This window comes from Massilia paldalensis (genome assembly GCF_044901715.1).
Classification (GTDB): domain Bacteria; phylum Pseudomonadota; class Gammaproteobacteria; order Burkholderiales; family Burkholderiaceae_D; genus Telluria; species Telluria paldalensis.
The window spans coordinates 1,419,711-1,436,738 of record NZ_JBJCIU010000001.1 but is presented as its reverse complement, the minus strand read 5'-3'; the positions used below and the strand labels follow the sequence as shown (position 1 = coordinate 1,436,738).

Sequence of the window (17,028 nt, the reverse complement as noted above, 5' to 3'; positions counted from 1 at the left end):
ATCCTGCGTCCCGACAAGAAGAATTTCACAGGCATAACGTGCCCGGCGGCAGGGCACAGCGGTGCTACTCTTGGCTCATGTACGGCGCAGCACGCCCGCGATATGCCGGCAGCGCGGCGCCCCTCCCGCCAACCCAGCACAGCAAGGAAGCGAACCATGAGCAAAACCGTCGGTGACTTTTTCGTCGAACGTCTTTACGACTGGGGCGTGCGCACCATCTTCGGCTATCCGGGCGACGGCATCAACGGCGTGCTCGGCGCACTGGACCGCTTCGACAAGAAGATCGACTTCATCCAGGTACGCCACGAGGAAATGGCCGCCTTCATGGCGTCGGCCCACGCGAAGTTCACGGGCCGCCCGGGCGTGTGCCTGTCGACCGGCGGCCCCGGCGCCACCCACCTGATCACGGGCCTCTACGACGCCAAGCTGGACCACATGCCCGTCCTCGCCATCGCCGGCCAGGCCGCGCGCACCACGCGCGGCGCCCATTACCAGCAGGAAGTCAACCTGGAGCGCATGTTCGCCGACGTGGCCGACTTCGTCCAGGAAGCGGCGGTGCCGTCCCAGGTGCGCCACCTGGTCGACCGCGCCATGCGCACGGCGCTGGGCCAGAACGGCATCAGCGTGCTGGTGCTGCCGAACGACCTGCAGGAACTGCCGTACGAGGACCCGCCGCGCAAGCACGGTTCCGTGTTTTCCGGCATCGGCTACACCCGTCCGAAGATCGTCCCCTACGACGCCGACCTGGCGCGCGCGGCCCAGGTCCTGAATGCCGGCAGCAAGGTCGCGATCCTCGTCGGCGCCGGCGCCCTGGGCGCCACCGACGAGGTGATCGCCGTGGCCGAGCGGCTGCAGGCGGGCGCCGCCAAGGCCCTGCTGGGCAAGGCCGCCCTGCCCGACCACCTGCCCTGGTGCACGGGCTCGATCGGCATCCTGGGCACCAAGGCCAGCTGGGACATGATGAACGAGTGCGACACCCTCCTGATGATCGGCACCGGCTTCCCCTACGCGGAATTCCTGCCGAAGGAAGGCAAGGTCCGCGCCGTGCAGATCGACATCGACCCGACCATGCTGGGCGCGCGCTACCCCACCGAGGTCAACCTGCACGGCGACGCCGCCGAGACGCTGCGCCTGCTGCTGCCCCTGCTGCAGGAGAAGCAGCTGGACGGCGCGTGGCGCAAGAAGATCGAGCAGGACGTGCGCGATTCCTGGACGCTGCTGGAACAGCGCGCGATGGCCAAGGCCACGCCCGTCAACCCGCAGCGGGTCGCGTGGGAACTGTCTCCGCTGCTGCCGCGCGACGCCATCGTCACGAGCGACTCCGGCTCCTGCGCCAACTGGTATGCGCGCGATTTGAAGGTGCAGCGCGGCCAGATGTATTCGCTGTCCGGCGGCCTGGCGTCGATGGGCGCGGCCGTGCCCTATGCGATCGCGGCCAAGTTCGCCCATCCGGAGCGTCCCGTGATCGCCCTCGTCGGCGACGGCGCCATGCAGATGAGCAATATGGCCGAGCTGATCACCGTGGCCAAGTACTGGCGCCAGTGGAAGGATCCGCGCTGGATCGTCTGCGTCTTCAACAACGAGGACCTGAACCAGGTGACCTGGGAACAGCGCGTGATGGAGGGGAACCCGAAGTTCGAGGCCACGCAGACGATCCCGGACGTGCCCTACCACCGCTTCGCGGAACTGATCGGCCTGAAGGGCATCTATTGCGCCGATCCGGACATGGTCGCCGAGGCCTGGCGCGACGCGCTCAAGTCGGACCGTCCCGTCGTCCTCGAATTCAAGACCGACCCCGAGGTGCCGCCGCTGCCCTCGCACATCACGCTGGAACAGGCCAAGTCCTTCATGAGCGCCATCGCCAAGGGCGACCCGAACGAGGGCTCGATGCTGGCCGGCGTGGCCAAGCAGGTATTGAGCTCGATCCTGCCGGGCGAAAAGAAGTAATCTGTCGAAAGGAAGTACGCAATGATCCCGTTCATGTTCGCCACCGGCATCGAGAACAGCTATCCCACCATCGAGAACGGCCGCCTGCGCCGTGACCAGATGGAGGAATGCGGGCATTACAGCAACTGGCGGCACGACTTCGCGCTGGTGAAGGACATGGGCATCGGCTACCTGCGCTACGGCGTGCCGCTGCACCGGGTCTGGCTCGGGCCGGGCCGCTACGACTGGGAATTCTCGGACCAGGCCTTCGGCGAGTTGCAGCGCCTGGGCATCGAGCCCATCGCCGACCTGTGCCACTTCGGCGTGCCGGACTGGGTCGGCAATTTCCAGAACCCGGAGTTTCCCGCGCTGTTCCGCCAGTACGCGGCCGACTTCGCCGCGCGCTACCCGTGGATCCGCTTCTACACGCCGGTCAACGAGATGTACGTCTGCGCGCGCTTCTCCGCGCTGTACGGCTGGTGGAACGAGCAGCAGACCAGCCCCCGCGCCTACGTGACCGCGGCCAAGCACCTGGCCCAGGCGAGCGTGATGGCCATGCAGGAAATCGCGCGGCGCCGCCCGGACGCCCTGTTCATCCAGAGCGAGTCGACCGAATACTTCCACCCCTGCACGCCGCAGGCGGTGGAACTGGCCGAAGCGATCAACGAGATCCGCTTCCTGTCGCTGGACCTGAACTACGGCCACCCGCTGGAACCGTCCGCGCGCGCCTTCGTGCTCGACTGCGGCATGACGGAGGAAGACCTGCGCTATTTCGAACGGAACGGCATGCGCCGCAACTGCATCATCGGCACCGACTACTACGTCACCAACGAACACTACATCGAACCGGACGGCACGCGCACCGCGGCAGGCGAACTGCTGGGCTACACCACGATCGCCCGCCAGTACTACGAGCGCTACGGCCTGCCGCTGATGCACACCGAGACCAACCGCGACGAGGGCCCGCAGGGCGACGAGGCCTCGTCCTGGCTGCGGCGCCAGTGGTCGATGATGCTGAGCCTCATGCACACGGGCGTGCCGATGGTCGGCTTCACCTGGTATTCGCTGACCGACCAGGTCGACTGGGACGATTCGCTGCGCTTCAACCGCGGCCACGTCAACGCGCGCGGCTTGTACGACCTCGACCGCCAGATCCGCAAGGCAGGCTGCGAATACCGCAAGCTGCTGGCGGACTGGCGCGACCGCATCGGTCCCTACGACGAACTGGAACCGGATCCGCAGGTCGCCGCGGACCACCGTCCGGACACCGAGGCCGTCATCGACAACCTGCGGCGCCTGCTGATGCGCGTGGACTCCCACGATAGCGGGGCCAAGGCGCAATAGTCGCCGTCCAGCAACGGGTGCGCCAGAGACAGGGGTTCAGGCTTTCCCGTCCGGCTGTTCGTGCGACGCCGTCGTTGCGGTCGTAGTGCCCGCCCTGGTGGCGGGCCGCGCACGGTGCACGTCCTGGAACAGCAGCATGTCGGCCACCCGGTCCGGCTTGTCGCCATCGAAGCCGAGGACCTGGGCGCGCTCGGCCGGATTGCACCACGTCCCGAACAGCATGTCCCACAAGGGCAGTCCATAGTTCTGGCGGTGATGGCCGCGCCGATGGTGCACGGTATGCATTTCCGGTCGTTGCACGATGAATCCCAGCCACGTCGGCGTGCGCAGATCGCTGTGCAGGAACAGGTCGAACAGCCCGGTCAGCAGCAGCGCGATGGCCGCCGCCACGGGACTGGCGCCCAGCACCAGATAACTCGCACCGGCACTGATGCAGATCGCTGCCGCCGTGTCGAGGGGATGCGCATAAAACGCGGTCAATGCCTCGACCCGGCGCGCGCTGTGGTGCAGCTGGTGGAACGCCCGCCAGAGCAGGTCGGACCAGTGGGTCAGGCGGTGCCACCAATAGAACAGGAAGCTGGCAAGCAGAAAGCCGAGGAAACCCACCGCCGCCTCCGGCATGACGCTGCCAGCATCGAACAGGGCGACGCTGCGGATCGCGCTGCCGAACAGGTAGCCGACCGCCAGGGTCACCGCCAGCGTGACCGCACCCACGCCGGACGCCAGGATCAGCCAGCGCTGGTCGCAGCGGTTGCGCGACGCCGGCGCGATCACTTCGCGTGTGAACAGGGCGACGAAGGCCAGGCCGATGACGGGCAATACCAGGAGTTCGATCATTCCTCACCTTTCAGGAAACGCCAGGGATGCGGCGCAGGCCGTTGCAGACCCCAAGTGTACGTCCGCCGCACCGATGCGACAACCCGTGGCGTGACGAGGGGAGCGACGTACGGGCTGCCTCACTCGTCCGGCGCAAGCGGCACGTACTGGTTCTGCAGGTCGTTCGACGCATCCGCCGCCTGCCAGGCCGCGCTCGTGGTGGGAGCCAGGAACACGGCTTGCGTCACGCTATAGCCGCCGGGCGACATGCGGGCCGGCGCATCGGCGCGCACGGCGTCCATGTCGATGCGCCCGTCCGGCAGGCGGCGCACGGCGCGCTGCCTGGCCGGGGTGATGCGATACAGCACCAGGGCGGCCCCGACGCCCGCGGCCAGCCGGGCCATCGGATCCGGATACCCCGTCATGACATCGTTCTTGCCGCCGGCGTCGGCCCAGCCGAGCGTGACGAAGCCCGCGCGCTTCCAGCGGGCCACTGCCGCGTCGAGATCGTCGACCATGCCGAGCTGGATCCTCGCGGCCTTGTAGGCCATGGGGCCCACGCGTCCGGGCACGGGCGCCGGCTTGTCGGACGCCTCGATCGTCGAACGTCCGCCGCCCCGCTCCATCGGGGCCGTGTCGCGTGAGTCGCGCGACACGGCGGCCAGGTAGACGGCGTGCGGCGGCGCCGGGGCGGCGCTCTGCACGATGAGCGAGGCGCCCATCGCGGCCGCGCGTTGCGGAAAGTCCTGCCGGGCGTCCCCCGGCCCGCTGGCACCGATGCGCACGAAACCCCGCTGTTCCCAGGTACGTACGGCGGCGGGAACGTCGTCGGCGAATGAAAACTGGACGAGGGCATGGCGCACGATCCGCGGCGCCACGTGGGCGGGCGGGTCGGTGGCAGCGATGTAGTGATCGGCGATATCGTTGGTCATGGCGGGTGTCCCGGTATGTTCAGGTAACGCCACCGCTACTTTGCGGCAGCATCGGTTGCTGCATCGGTTGCTGCATCGGTTGCTGCCTCAGTTGCTCCCGGCCCGCGCCGGCACCGTGGCCGGCTGCTGCCACACGGCCGGCAGCACGCTGCGCGTCGCGTAGTCCGTCGCGGACAGCCCGAACAGCACGAGCATCGTCACGGCGCCCACGACGGCGGCGATGCGCAGCAGCGCGGGCGCGCGGCGCAGGCGCATGAACACGAGCGCGACCACGATCGCCTTGGCCAGCGCGATCACCAGGCCCAGCGCCGTGTTGACCCAGCCGAGGGGGACGAATGCCGTGCCGGCGCTCGCGGCCAGCAGCGCCATCAGGACGGCCCAGGCAAGCAGCAGCGGTTTCGCTTCCTTGTCCATTCAGCCTCCCGCCCTTCCGACAAGGTACAGCAGCGGATACAGGAAGATCCAGACCACGTCGACGAAATGCCAGTACAGGCCCGCCAGCTCGACGGATTCCGCGCTGGGCCCGCGATCGCCGCGGCCCTGCAGCCGCCAGGCCAACACGGCGCAGGTGCCGAGTCCCACGCACATGTGCAGGGCGTGCATGCCCGTGAGCGCGAAGTACAGCAGGAAGAACAGCAGCATGCCGTGCAGGGTCTCGGCGCCCGGCGCATCGTCGGGACGGAAGCCGGCGCCGGGGAACAGGTGTTCGCCGACCTCCTTGTGCCACTCGATGCCCTTCACGGCCAGGAAGGCCAGTCCCAGCGCGATGGTCAGCGCCAGCAGGCGCACCGTGCGGCGCCGGTCGCCCGCCTTTGCCGCGGCGCCGGCCAGGGCGATGGCCAGGCTGCTCGTGAGCAGCAAGGCCGTATTCAGCGTGCCGAGCCAGAAATCCGTGTGGCGGCTCGCCAGCGCGCACGCCTGCGGGTAGTGGGTGCGCACGTACAGGTAGCCCAGCAGCAGCGGCCCGAAGAACAGCAGTTCGCTCGACACGAACACCCACATGCCGAAGCTGCGCGCCAGGTCCTGCTGCGCCAGCGTCGTGAACTGTTCGTCGAGCTGCGCTTCCGGCATCCCGCGGGGCATGGGCGTCGTCATGGCGTGTAGGCGTAGGGGCCGCGCGTGACTTCCGGCTGGCGGCTGAAGTTGTGGACGGGCGGGGGCGAATCCGTCTGCCATTCGAGGCCCGTGGCCTGCCACGGATCGGCCACCGCCGCCTTCCCGAAGCGCAGCGACCAGGCCAGGTAAGCGAGCGGCATTAGGTAGCCGACCGCGAGCAGCACGGCGCCGGCCGAGGACAGCACGTGCAGCAGCTGGAATTCCTCCGGATAGCTGTGGTAGCGGCGCGGCATGCCGGCATAGCCGAGCAAGTACTGGGGAAAGAAGGTCAGGTTGAAGCCGGCGAAGATCACCAGCGCCGCCACCCTGCCCCAGGCTTCCGAATACATCCGTCCCGTCACCTTGGGCCACCAGAAGTGGATGCCGCCCAGGTAGGCCATCACGGAGCCGCCCACCATGATGTAGTGGAAGTGGGCGACGACGAAATAGGTGTCGGACAGGTGCACGTCCAGCGCCAGCGCGGCCAGGAACAGGCCCGTCAGGCCGCCCAGGGTGAACAGGCCCACGAAGCCGAGCGCATACAGCATCGGCGCCGTGAAGTGGATGCGGCCCTTGTACAGGGTCGCCGTCCAGTTGAACACCTTGATCGCCGACGGCACCGCGACGAGGAAGGACAGCAGCGAGAACACGAGCCCCGCGTACACGGACTGGCCGCTGACGAACATGTGGTGGCCCCACACGAGGAAGCCGATCACGGCGATGGCCAGGATCGCGTAGGCCATGAAGCGGTAGCCGAACACGGGCTTCCTGGCGAAGCACGGGATGATCTCGCTGGCCACGCCCATCGCGGGCAGCACCATGATGTACACGGCCGGGTGCGAGTAGAACCAGAACAGGTGCTGGAACAGCAGCGGGTCGCCGCCCAGCGCCGGGTCGAAGATTCCGAGCTGGAACAGGCGCTCGACGGCCACCAGCACGAGTGTCATCGCGAGGATCGGCGTGGCCAGCACGAGGATGATCGACGTCGCATAGTTCGCCCACACGAACAGGGGCAGGCGGAACCACGTCATGCCGGGCGCGCGCATCGTGTGCACGGTGACGATGAAGTTCAGGCCCGTCAGGATCGACGAGAAGCCCGTGACCATGATCCCGGCCAGCGTCAGCACCACGTGCGAGTTCGAGAACATCGTCGAGAACGGCGTGTAGAACGTCCATCCCGTATCGACGCCGCCCGCCAGCAGCGCCCAGATGACCATCAGGCCGCCCGCCATGTACAGGTACCAGCTGGCCAGGTTCAGGCGCGGAAACGCCAGGTCGCGCGCGCCGATCATCAGCGGCATCAGGAAGTTGCCGAGCACGGAAGGGATCGACGGGATCAGGAACAGCCACACCATGATCACGCCGTGCGCGGTGAACAGCTTGTTGTACGTGTCGGCGCTGACCAGGTCGCCCTGCGGCGTGGCCAGCTCCAGGCGGATCAGCGCGGCCGCGATCCCGCCGAGGAAGAAGAACAGCGTGATCGACAGCCCGTACAGGACGGCGATGCGCTTGTGGTCGCGCGTGAGCAGCCAGGAGCGCAGCGTGAAGCCCTCGGCCAGGTAGCCGCCGACGGGCGGCGTCTCCGCCATCACGCTAGCGTCGTTCTGCGGTGTCGGCATGGCCGGTCTCCCTGATATATTCGATGATCGCCAGCAGGTCTTCCTCGCCGATCTTGCCGGCGAACGAAGGCATGATCGGGGCGTAGCCGGCCACGACGTCCTTGTCCGGGACGAGGATGGCATCGCGCACATAGGCTTCGTCGGCGCGCAGTTCGCGCCCGTCGGCCAGGTGCACGGGACGGCCCAGCAGCCCGTTCAGCGACGGCGCATGCACGGTGGACCCGGCGGCGTGGCAGCCGCTGCAGCCGTAGTCGCGGAACAGCGCGTAGCCGCGCTGCGCCATGCCCGGCTGGCGCGGCCCTTCCGTGAGCCAGCGCGCGAATTCGCCCGGCGGCTGCACGACGACCTTGCCCAGCATGAGCGCGTGGTCGGTGCCGCAGAACTCCGTGCAGAACAGGTGGTATTCGCCCGCGCGGCTGGGCGTGAACGAGATGCTCGTGTAGCGGCCCGGCAGCACGTCCTGCTTGATGCGGAACGCGGGCACGTAGAAGCTGTGGATCACGTCCTCGGACGTCATCACGAGGCGCACGGGCCGGCCCAGCGGCAGGTGCAGCTCGCCCACCTCGCGCCGCCCATTGCGGTGCTGGGCCTTCCACATCCACTGCTTGGCGACGACGAACACTGGCATCGCGTCGGCCGGCGGCTGGTACAGCTTGACGTAGTCGATGGCCGCCCAGGCGTAGATGCCGAGGAACAGCAGCAGCGGGGTCAGCGTCCAGGCGATCTCGATGCCGCGCCCCTGGCCGGGCGCATTGCTGCGATCCGCATCGGAACCGGCCCGGTAGCGCACGGCGAAACCGATCGTCAGGGCCAGCACGGCCAGGGCCACGGCGCCGGTCAGCAGCAGCAGGGCCAGCGCCAGGCTGTCCAGGCGCGTGGCGGAGGCGGCGCCGTCCTCGGGCAGCAGGTAGAAATGCGGGGCGAGGTTCAGCGTCATGCTACTCCTCCGCGGGCGCGCCGGCGCCAGATCCAGGTGCCGAGCAGCGCCAGCACCAGCAAGGCGCCGCCGCGCACGGCCGCCAGCGCGGCCCCGCTGTGGCGCCCCGCGGCGGGGTCGATATGGGCGCACAGCAGCGCCAGGCGCTGGCCGAACGACGGCGCCGGATCGATCCGGTACGCGCGGGCCGCCTGCACGGCGGCGCGCACGCCGGCCGGGTCGAAGCGCACGCCGGGGAAGAAGCGCACGATCCTGCCATCGGGCGCCGCCACGACGAAACCGGCAGCATGGGCGATCTGTCCGCCGCCGGCGTCCGGCACGGCGCGGTAGCCGAGCGCCCGCTCGATGCGCGCCAGCTGCGGCGCCGCACCCGTCAGCAGGGCGATGTCGGCGCCGCCGCCGGGGAGCAGCGCGGCATAGCGGGGCAGGCGCGCGCGCGCGGCGGCGCCATCCTCGCGCGGGTCGATCGACACGCCGACCAGCACATACTCTCCCGCCTTCATGCCGGACAGGGCCAGCGCCTGCAGGACGCCCTCGAACAAGGTGCCGCACAAGCTCGTGCAGCGGTAGTAGCCCGGCACCAGCACGACGGGCACGCGGCCGAACCTCGCGCCCAGCGGCGCGTCGCGGCCCGCCTCGTCGCGCAGCACGGCATCGAGCGGCAGCCGGGTTCCCGGGCGCGGATCGAAGGCGACGTCGGGCGGCGGCGGCAAGGCCAATGCCTGGGCGCTGGCGACCGGGGGCAGCATGGCGCACGCCAGCAGCGCGGAGGTGGCGAGGACGCGCAGCTTCATCGACGCTCCTCCTGCCTGGCCGCGCGCGCGGCCGTGAGGCGCATCGCCTCGGCCAGCGGGATGCGGGCGACGCCGGCCTCGTGGTCGACCCAGCCATACCCCGTCGTCAGGCGTTCCTTTTCCGCGAAATACGCGGCGCGCTCCGGCACCGGCGCCGTCTGCAGGCGCGGGGCCGGTGCCGAGTTCGCGTGCGGCGGCGTGTTGCCGGCCGGCCCCGTCGCGCGCAGCAGCAGCCAGGCGCCCGCGACGGCGAAGGCGATCCCGCACACGATTGCGCAGGCGCCCCAGCCGATCTTGCGCACGTCCAGCCGCGTCGATTCAGGCATGGTTGCCCTCCCCTCGTGCCGGAACGGGAAGGCGAACGAGCATGGCCAGCACCGCCAGTACGGCGGCCGCCGCCGGCGCGAACCAGAGCGTCCGTCCTTGCAAGCCCTCGACCGACGGCAGCACGAGCCACCAGCAATCGAGCAAATGGGCGCCCAGCAGGGTCCCGGCCAGCATGCCCATGACGCGCGGCGCCCGTTTCGCGCGGCGCGCCAGCAGCAACGCCAGCGGCGCGAACAGGTGCACGGCCGCCAGCAGCCAGGCCACCGTCTTCCACAGGGTGTCGCTGCGGCGCAGGTACCAGGAAATCTCGTGCGGCAGGTCGGCCGCCCAGATGACGAGGAACTGCGAATACGACAGGTAGCCCCAGACCAGCACGTACATCAGCAGCAGGTTGCCCAGGTCCGGCAGGCGGGCGCGGATCGCCTCCCGGTCGGCCAGCAGCACGGCCAGCGCCATTCCCGCCAGCACCTGGCCGGCGCCGGCCAGCCAGCCGAAGATGCTGGAATACCAGTGCGGCTGCAGCGACATGATCCAGTCGACGGCCGCCAGGCCCACCGACACGCCGTACAGCAGCAGGAACGCCGCCGCGCGGCCGGCGCTGCGGCGCTGCGAGCGTGTCTCGATCCAGGCCAGCGCGCTCCACAGCAGCAGGTAGCCGATGCTGCGCGCGACGAAGAAGCCGGGGCTGAGCCACCAGTCGCGGAACGCCTCTTCCGGCTTGCCCGACGGCGGGTGGTCCAGCCAGGGATACAGCGCATGCATCCCCAGCAGCACGGGCAGGAACAGCAGGCAGGCCAGCGGCAGCCAGCGCGCCGCGCGCAGCAATGGCGGGCGGATCGCCTCGCCCCAGGCGCCGCCCGTCAGCTGGTGCAGCCACACGTTGGCCAGGCCGCCGAGCAGCGCGCCCGTCACGAACCACCATGTCGCCAGCCAGGCAGCCAGCAGGCCGCGCGCGTCGAGCCGCCAGCCGGCCCAGGCCAGGGCAGCGGTGACGATGGCGCCCGTGATGACCACCGGCGCCCTCATGGCTGGCCTCCGGCCGGCAGGCGCGCGCGCAGCGACGGGGGCAGCCCGGCAACCGGCGCGTGCTGGCTCAATTGCAGCGCGCGGACGAAGGCCACGATGGCCCAGCGCTCGTGCGGCTCGATCCGGTCGCCATACGGGACCATGACGCCGTAGCCGTTCTTGATCACGTCGTAGACATGGCGGTCGCTGGCCACGCGCAGGCGGTCCTGGTGGAACGTGGGCGGCGCCGGGAAGCCGCGGCGCACGACGAGGCCGTCGCCGTCGCCCGCCGGGCTGTGGCAGGGCATGCAATAGATCATGTACCGCTCGCGCCCTTTTTCCAGCAGGCGCATGTCGACCGGATAGGGATTGTCCTGCGCCCGTTCCGCCGCGAGATCGTCCTCGACCTGGGCGGCACCCCGGCGCCCGCTGGAGCTGCCGGCGAAGTCGCCGCGCGCGCGCGCCTGCACGCCAGCCGGGGGCGTGCGCGCGGCGGCGCCGTCGGCGAACAACGGGCTGGCCGCGAAGGTGCCGTAGCGGGGCTGGTCGTACATATCCTGCTTGGCGCGCTCGCAGCCAGGCAGCAGGACGAGACAGAAGATCGCCGCTGCCGTCCTCATCCCGGCACCTCGCACACGAACAGGGGATCCAGCGGCTCCAGCAGTTCGCGCGCCGTCACGGCCGCGAACACCGGGTCGCGCGCCGGCAGGTACAGGTAGAAGCGGTTGCGGCTCGCCAGTTCGAATTCCTCGACCTCGAACAGCGGGTGATACAGCTGAGGCAGGCCGTTCAGCAACAGCATCGCGATGGCCGCGCAGAACGCGGCGCCCAGGATCGCCACCTCGAACGTCGCGGGGATGAAGGCGGGCCAGCTGTGCAGCGGCCGTCCGCCGAAGTTCAGCGGATAGTCGACCACGGCCGCATACCACTGCAGGAAGTAGATCGCCGCGCCGCCCAGCAGGCCGCCAACCAGCGCGGCGGGCGCGATCCAGCGGCGCCGCATGCCGAGGATGTCCGGCAGGCCTTCGACGGGGAACGGCGCATAGGCCTCGGCACGCGTATAACCATGGTCGCGCGCCGCGCGGGCGGCCGCGCACAGCGCCTCCTCGCCGCGGAACTCGGCCAGCAGGCCGGCGCAGGGACGCTCGCCGTTCGTGCTCATGCCTCCCCCTTCGCGCTGTCGCGCACCAGCTCGCGCATCTCGGCGATCGAGATGAGGGGCAGGAAGCGCACGAACAGCAGGAACAGCCAGACGAACAGCGCGACGGTGCCGAAGAAGGTCAGCCAGTCCCAGAATGTCGGATAGTACATGCCCCAGGACGACGGCAGGTAGTCGCGGTGCAGCGAGGACACGACGATCAGGAAGCGCTCCATCCACATGCCGCAATTGACGACGAGGCTCAGGACGAACAGCGCCAGCACGTTGTGGCGCACGCGGCGCAGCCACAGGAGTTGGGGCAGCACGATATTACAGGCCAGCATGCTCCAGTAGACGGGCGCGTACGGCCCCGTCCAGCGGTTGACCATCATGTACTGCTCGTAGCGGTCGGCGCTGTAGAAGGCGGTGAACGCCTCGGCGGCATAGCCGTAGCCCACCAGCCAGCTGGTGGCGATCATGACCTTGGCCGCGTTCGCCAGGTGGCGCCCGGTGATGAAGCCCTGCAGGCCGAAGGCGGCGCGCAGGGGGATCGCGATCGTCAGCACCATCGCGAAGCCGGAGAACAACGCGCCCGCGACGAAGTACGGCGGGAAGATCGTCGAGTGGTAGCCTGGCGTGTTCCCCACGGCGAAGTCGAACGACACGATCGTGTGCACGGACACGACCAGCGGCGTGGCCAGGCCTGCCATCAGCAGGTAGGCGGATTCGTAGCGCTCCCAGTGGCGCGCCTCGCCGCGCCAGCCCAGTGCCAGCAGGCCGTACACGACCTGGCGCGCGCGCTGCCCGGCCCGTCCGGCGCGGTCGCGCAGCGTGGCCAGGTCCGGGATCAGGCCCACGTACCAGAACAGCGCGGAGACGAGGATGTAGCTCGTGATCGCGAAGAAGTCCCACAGCAGCGGGCTGCGCCACTGGGGCCACAGGTCCATCTTGTTCGGGTACGGCACCAGCCAGTAGAAGAACCAGGGGCGGCCCAGGTGGATGATCGGGTAGATGCCGGCCATGCTGGCCGCGAACAGCGTCATCGCCTCGGCGAAGCGGTTGATCGACGTGCGCCAGCGCTGGCGCAGCAACAGCAGCACGGCCGAGATGAAGGTGCCCGCGTGGCCGATGCCGACCCACCAGACGAAGTTGGCGATGGCGAAGCCCCAGGCGACGGGCATGTCGACACCCCAGATGCCCACGCCTTTCACCAGCAGCCAGACCAGCGCCACCAGCAGGCCGAACACGCCCACGCTGGCTCCCACGAAGGCGGCCCACCACTTCCAGCCGAAGCGGTGCTTGAGCACGATGCCCGCGATCTCGTCGCTGACGCCCGCATAGCTCCAGCCGGCGCCCAGGATCTCGCTGCCCTGCGAGCGCGGCGGTACGCGGTCGGTGGTCGGCGGCCCGCTCATCCGGCCTCCGGATCGGGATTCACCACGCGCGCGCCGTAGCTCGTGCGCGGCCGCGTGTTCAGTTCTTCCAGCAGCACGTAGTCGTGGGCGGAGGCCTTGGCCGCCACCACGGCGCTGTGCGGATCGTTCAGGTCGCCGAACCGGATGGCGCGTGTCGGGCAGGCCGCCTGGCAGGCGGTGACGACCTCGCCGTCCTGCACGCGCCGACCGGCCCGTTCGGCATCGATGCGGGCGCGGGTGATGCGCTGCAGGCAGTAGGTGCACTTCTCCATCACGCCGCGCCGGCGCACCGTGACCTCGGGATTCTGCATGGCCTTCAGGCTCTCGAACCGTTCGTTGGCGTACTGCAGGAAGTTGAAGCGCCTTACCTTGTATGGACAGTTGTTCGAGCAGAAGCGCGTGCCGACGCAGCGGTTGTAGACCTGCACGTTCAGGCCGTCGCCATCGTGGACGGTGGCGCCGACCGGGCACACCTCCTCGCAGGGCGCGTGTTCGCAATGCATGCAGGGCACGGGCTGGAACAGCGTGCGGCGCCGCCCGCCATGCTGCTCCACGTAGCGGTCGACACGGATCCAGTGCATGGCCCTGCCCCGCATCACCTCTTCCTTGCCCACGACGGGGATATTGTTCTCGGCCTGGCAGGCGATCGTGCAGACGCCGCAGCCGATGCAGGCGTTCAGGTCGATCGCCATGCCCCATTTGTAGCCGTCGTAGCGGCGTTCCGGGTAGAGCGAGACCTCGGGCACCGGCGGTTCCGGCGGCTCCGTGGGCACCGGCTTGCCGCGGCGCAGTTCGGCCACGCGCACGGGCGCGCGGCCGTGCATGTCGAATTCGCGCTGGCGCATGGCGAAGTCGTGCTTGTTTCCCAGCCGCTCCAGCGCCAGCGGGGGCGCCGCATCGAAAGATGCCGTCGTGCGCAAGCGGTAGGCGTCGAAGCCGACGCCGTTGCCGACGCTGCCGGCGGCGCGCCGTCCGTAGCCGAGCGGCAGCGTGACGACGCCCTCTGCCTGCTCCGCCAGCACGAGCACGGGCGCCTCCACCATGCGGCCGGCCACGCGCAGCCGCACCCGGTCGCCGCTGGCGATGCCGGCGCGGGCGGCGCTGGCGGGGCCGATCAGGGCGGCATTGTCCCAGCTGATCGACGTCAGGGGCCGCGGCAATTCCTGCAGCCAGCCATTGTTGGCGAACGTCCCGTCGTCGACCGACGGGTCGGCGGCGAACACGGCGACCAGGCCGGCCGCGGCCGCCGGTGCGGGCCGCCGGGGCAGCGTTACCGCAGGCACGGCGACGGGCGCGGCCGCGCTGCCGGCGACGAAGCCGATGCGCAGGGCCTCGCGCCAGGCATCGTCGCCCGCGAGACCCCGTTCGCGCCACGTCGCCCGCACCAGCGCGAGGCCGTCGCGCGGTCCGTCGCCATCCAGCAGCACCAGCAGCTCGTGCGCCGAGCGTCCCCCGTACAGCGGCGCGATCATCGGCTGCACGATGCTGGCCGTGCCGTCGGCCGCGCGGGCGTCGGTCCACGCCTCGTAGCCGTGCGCCAGCGGCAGGTGCCAGCGCGCCGCATGGCCCGTCTCGTCGCGGTACAGCCCCAGGTGGGCGCTCAGCGGCACCCGCGCCAATGCCCTGGCGAAGTCGAGGTCGGCGGGCGCCGTGTAGACGGGGTTCGTGTCCAGCATCAGCAGCGTGTCGACGCGACCGGCATGCATGTCGGCCACGAGCGCGGCGATCGACGCCGCGTGCGCCGCATCGCCCAGCGCGGTCTGTTCGATGTAATCGACCGGCGCGGCGAGGCGCTGGTTCAGCAGGTGGACCAGCGCCCGGCTGGCCGGGTCGAGCGTGGAACCGGCCACGACCAGGGCGCGGCCTCTGGCGCCATCCAGCGCCTTGGCGACGGCCGCTTCCCAGCGCGCCGCCTGGGCGTCGGGCGCCTGGCCGGCGTCTGGAGCGATGTTCAGATGCGCGGCGATGCGCCACAGGCTCGCCGCGATCTCGCGCGGGTTGCGCGAAAGGCGCTCGTCCGCATGGGCGCCTGTGAGCGTCGGCGTCGACTCCAGCGCGTACAGGCGGCGCTCGCCGGCATCCGCGCCAGGGCGCCGTCCATCGGCCCAGCTGCGCGCATGCAGCAGCGATGCCGGGCCGCTGCCCAGCAGGTCCGCGTCCAGCGTGAGCAGCACGGCCACCTCGTCCAGGCGGTACCTGGGTTCCAGTACCCTGCCGAACGCCAGCCGCGACGCCTGCGCGGCGCCGTCGTCGTGCAGCGGATCCCAGAAGTGCACGCGTGCCTGCGGCCAGCGCGTGCGCACGGCGTCCAGCTGGCGGGCCAGCGTGGGAGAACTGGAAGGACCGGACAGGATGCGCAGGCCGGCCCCGCCGTCGCGCGCCCAGCCAGGGCGGCGCGCCGCCAGCGCCGCCTCGAACGCGGGCCAGGTCGACAGCTCGGCGCCCTGCTGCACCGTCTGCGAGCGGTCCGGGTCCCACAGCTGCAGGATCGATGCCTGGGTGAAGACGTCGGTGGCGCCGCCCGCGATCGGGTGCTCGGGGTTGCCCTCGACCTTCGTCGGCCGTCCCATGTTCGTCTCCACCAGCACCCCGTGGGCGTGGCCGCGCCGCACGAAGGCGCTGGCGTAGAACAGGGGCCGGCCCGGTACGGCGCTCTCCGGCATGCGCACCCAGGGCACGATGGTCTCGCTGGGCGGTCCCTTGCAGCCGGCGCCGGCCAGCGCCGTCGATGCCGCCATCAGCTTCAGGAAGCGGCGCCGCGCGACGTCGTCGGCGCGCGTGATGGGGAACACGGGACGGTGGCCGGGTGCGCTCATCGGTGGCAGGTGGAACAGTTGGTGAGCGTCTGCGCGTCGCGCAGCCGGTAGATGCGCGTCAGCTGGCGCACTTCCTCGGGACTCAGTTGCTTGGCCGGCTCCATCGACAGCACCTTGTCCAGCGGCCGGACGTGCTTCGGCGCCTCGCTGTGGCAGTTCAGGCACCATTGCATCTCGAGCGAGGCGGTGCGCCAGGTCAGCGGCATCTGGTCGACGCGGCCATGGCACTCGACGCAGGCGACGCCCTTGTTCACGTGGATGTCGTGCTCGAAGTAGACGAAGTCCGGCAGGTCGTGCACGCGCACCCAGCGGATCGGCCGCCCCGTGCGCTCGCTCTCGTGCAGGGCCTTGAGCAGCGGCGAATCGACGAACAGCTGCGAATGGCAGCTCAGGCACACCGACGTCGACGGCATGCCGGCGAAGCGCGACTTCTCGACCGAGGTATGGCAGTAGCGGCAGTCGATGCCGTCGTCGCCCACATGGTGCTTGTGGCTGAACGGGATCGGCTGCTCGACCGGCTCCATGGTGCCGTAGGCCGGCGTCATGACCCACCACGCCAGCGCGATGCCGCTCGCGCACAACCCCAGCAAGGCGAGCAGGGCCAGCTTGACGTACAGGACGGCCGATCGGGAAAACGGTGCTGCCATCGATTAGGGACGCTTGGGTTCGACACGGTGGTCTTGATTGTCAATACGGCACTCTAGGCGGCGCCATTCTTGGTCCGGTCCAGTATAGCCCGGCGCGAAAATCGGCCCTGCACGATATGGCTGGGCTGGCCGCGCCCCGTTCTTGCGGGCGCCCCACCCGATCGCAAGGGCGGCCAGGGCCCCGTCCCGTGATAGCATGGCAGACCTGCTTTCACTC

The 17,028-nt window shown here is 69.9% G+C and carries 16 protein-coding genes; 2 read left to right on the top strand and 14 right to left on the bottom strand.

The window, feature by feature from the left end; genetic code table 11:
• The first annotated feature begins 156 nt into the window (after positions 1-156).
• Together ACI1V7_RS06355 and ACI1V7_RS06350 are read left to right on the top strand one after the other, a co-directional pair.
• Positions 157-1,947, top strand: coding sequence for a thiamine pyrophosphate-requiring protein (locus tag ACI1V7_RS06355; RefSeq protein WP_404530901.1), 1,791 nt, complete (start codon positions 157-159; stop codon positions 1,945-1,947).
• A gap of 21 nt (positions 1,948-1,968) precedes the next feature.
• Entirely contained in the window at positions 1,969-3,270 is a 1,302-nt protein-coding gene (locus ACI1V7_RS06350) for a family 1 glycosylhydrolase (RefSeq protein WP_404530900.1), read from the top strand.
• A 36-nt stretch (positions 3,271-3,306) separates the two neighbouring features.
• Here ACI1V7_RS06350 and ACI1V7_RS06345 read toward each other — a convergent pair whose 3' ends face one another.
• The 14 genes from ACI1V7_RS06345 to ACI1V7_RS06280 form a co-directional block, all read right to left on the bottom strand.
• Entirely contained in the window at positions 3,307-4,107 is an 801-nt protein-coding gene (locus ACI1V7_RS06345) for a sterol desaturase family protein (RefSeq protein WP_404530899.1), read from the bottom strand.
• Between the two features lie 119 nt (positions 4,108-4,226).
• Positions 4,227-5,018 (bottom strand): hypothetical protein, encoded by a 792-nt coding sequence (locus ACI1V7_RS06340; RefSeq protein ID WP_404530897.1) that lies wholly within the window; start codon positions 5,016-5,018, stop codon positions 4,227-4,229.
• 87 nt (positions 5,019-5,105) lie between these two features.
• The gene (locus ACI1V7_RS06335) at positions 5,106-5,432 is read right to left on the bottom strand and encodes a cytochrome C oxidase subunit IV family protein (RefSeq protein WP_404530896.1); all 327 of its coding nucleotides are present in this window, start codon (positions 5,430-5,432) and stop codon (positions 5,106-5,108) included.
• The gene (locus tag ACI1V7_RS06330; RefSeq protein WP_404530895.1) at positions 5,433-6,101 is read right to left on the bottom strand and encodes a cytochrome c oxidase subunit 3; all 669 of its coding nucleotides are present in this window, start codon (positions 6,099-6,101) and stop codon (positions 5,433-5,435) included. It lies immediately after the preceding gene.
• An 8-nt stretch (positions 6,102-6,109) separates the two neighbouring features.
• Entirely contained in the window at positions 6,110-7,732 is a 1,623-nt protein-coding gene (gene ctaD, locus ACI1V7_RS06325) for a cytochrome c oxidase subunit I (protein WP_404530894.1), read from the bottom strand.
• Entirely contained in the window at positions 7,707-8,669 is a 963-nt protein-coding gene (coxB, locus tag ACI1V7_RS06320) for a cytochrome c oxidase subunit II (protein WP_404530893.1), read from the bottom strand. The genes ctaD and coxB overlap by 26 nt, the downstream gene beginning before the upstream one ends.
• Positions 8,666-9,463, bottom strand: coding sequence for an SCO family protein (locus tag ACI1V7_RS06315; protein WP_404530892.1), 798 nt, complete (start codon positions 9,461-9,463; stop codon positions 8,666-8,668). The genes coxB and ACI1V7_RS06315 overlap by 4 nt, the downstream gene beginning before the upstream one ends.
• Complete coding sequence (locus ACI1V7_RS06310; RefSeq protein ID WP_404530891.1) at positions 9,460-9,789, bottom strand: hypothetical protein; 330 nt, start codon at positions 9,787-9,789, stop codon at positions 9,460-9,462. The genes ACI1V7_RS06315 and ACI1V7_RS06310 overlap by 4 nt, the downstream gene beginning before the upstream one ends.
• Positions 9,782-10,816: a hypothetical protein gene (locus ACI1V7_RS06305; RefSeq protein WP_404530890.1), complete on the bottom strand. Its 1,035-nt coding sequence runs from the start codon at positions 10,814-10,816 to the stop codon at positions 9,782-9,784. Before ACI1V7_RS06305 ends, ACI1V7_RS06310 begins: the two co-directional genes overlap by 8 nt.
• Positions 10,813-11,415 carry a c-type cytochrome gene (locus ACI1V7_RS06300; RefSeq protein WP_404530889.1) on the bottom strand — a complete coding sequence of 201 codons (603 nt, stop codon included), beginning with the start codon at positions 11,413-11,415 and terminating at the stop codon, positions 10,813-10,815. Before ACI1V7_RS06300 ends, ACI1V7_RS06305 begins: the two co-directional genes overlap by 4 nt.
• Positions 11,412-11,957, bottom strand: a complete 546-nt coding sequence (locus ACI1V7_RS06295) for a DUF3341 domain-containing protein (protein ID WP_404530888.1) — start codon at positions 11,955-11,957, stop codon at positions 11,412-11,414. Before ACI1V7_RS06295 ends, ACI1V7_RS06300 begins: the two co-directional genes overlap by 4 nt.
• A complete protein-coding gene (gene nrfD, locus ACI1V7_RS06290; protein WP_404530887.1) occupies positions 11,954-13,348 on the bottom strand; it encodes an NrfD/PsrC family molybdoenzyme membrane anchor subunit in 1,395 nt (464 codons plus the stop codon). The genes ACI1V7_RS06295 and nrfD overlap by 4 nt, the downstream gene beginning before the upstream one ends.
• Entirely contained in the window at positions 13,345-16,164 is a 2,820-nt protein-coding gene (locus ACI1V7_RS06285; protein WP_404530886.1) for a 4Fe-4S dicluster domain-containing protein, read from the bottom strand. The genes nrfD and ACI1V7_RS06285 overlap by 4 nt, the downstream gene beginning before the upstream one ends.
• Positions 16,161-16,811, bottom strand: a complete 651-nt coding sequence (locus ACI1V7_RS06280) for a cytochrome c3 family protein (protein WP_404530885.1) — start codon at positions 16,809-16,811, stop codon at positions 16,161-16,163. Before ACI1V7_RS06280 ends, ACI1V7_RS06285 begins: the two co-directional genes overlap by 4 nt.
• Between the last annotated feature and the right edge of the window lie 217 nt (positions 16,812-17,028).

Coding starts and splice junctions, on each gene's coding strand:
- ctaD (WP_404530894.1), bottom strand. CDS start 7,732: ATGCCGACACCGCAGAACGACGCTAGCGTGATGGCGGAGACGCCGCCC.
- ACI1V7_RS06355 (WP_404530901.1), top strand. CDS start 157: ATGAGCAAAACCGTCGGTGACTTTTTCGTCGAACGTCTTTACGACTGG.
- ACI1V7_RS06340 (WP_404530897.1), bottom strand. CDS start 5,018: ATGACCAACGATATCGCCGATCACTACATCGCTGCCACCGACCCGCCC.
- ACI1V7_RS06310 (WP_404530891.1), bottom strand. CDS start 9,789: ATGCCTGAATCGACGCGGCTGGACGTGCGCAAGATCGGCTGGGGCGCC.
- ACI1V7_RS06305 (WP_404530890.1), bottom strand. CDS start 10,816: ATGAGGGCGCCGGTGGTCATCACGGGCGCCATCGTCACCGCTGCCCTG.
- coxB (WP_404530893.1), bottom strand. CDS start 8,669: ATGACGCTGAACCTCGCCCCGCATTTCTACCTGCTGCCCGAGGACGGC.
- ACI1V7_RS06315 (WP_404530892.1), bottom strand. CDS start 9,463: ATGAAGCTGCGCGTCCTCGCCACCTCCGCGCTGCTGGCGTGCGCCATG.
- nrfD (WP_404530887.1), bottom strand. CDS start 13,348: ATGAGCGGGCCGCCGACCACCGACCGCGTACCGCCGCGCTCGCAGGGC.
- ACI1V7_RS06350 (WP_404530900.1), top strand. CDS start 1,969: ATGATCCCGTTCATGTTCGCCACCGGCATCGAGAACAGCTATCCCACC.
- ACI1V7_RS06285 (WP_404530886.1), bottom strand. CDS start 16,164: ATGAGCGCACCCGGCCACCGTCCCGTGTTCCCCATCACGCGCGCCGAC.
- ACI1V7_RS06330 (WP_404530895.1), bottom strand. CDS start 6,101: ATGCCCCGCGGGATGCCGGAAGCGCAGCTCGACGAACAGTTCACGACG.
- ACI1V7_RS06335 (WP_404530896.1), bottom strand. CDS start 5,432: ATGGACAAGGAAGCGAAACCGCTGCTGCTTGCCTGGGCCGTCCTGATG.
- ACI1V7_RS06300 (WP_404530889.1), bottom strand. CDS start 11,415: ATGAGGACGGCAGCGGCGATCTTCTGTCTCGTCCTGCTGCCTGGCTGC.
- ACI1V7_RS06345 (WP_404530899.1), bottom strand. CDS start 4,107: ATGATCGAACTCCTGGTATTGCCCGTCATCGGCCTGGCCTTCGTCGCC.
- ACI1V7_RS06280 (WP_404530885.1), bottom strand. CDS start 16,811: ATGGCAGCACCGTTTTCCCGATCGGCCGTCCTGTACGTCAAGCTGGCC.
- ACI1V7_RS06295 (WP_404530888.1), bottom strand. CDS start 11,957: ATGAGCACGAACGGCGAGCGTCCCTGCGCCGGCCTGCTGGCCGAGTTC.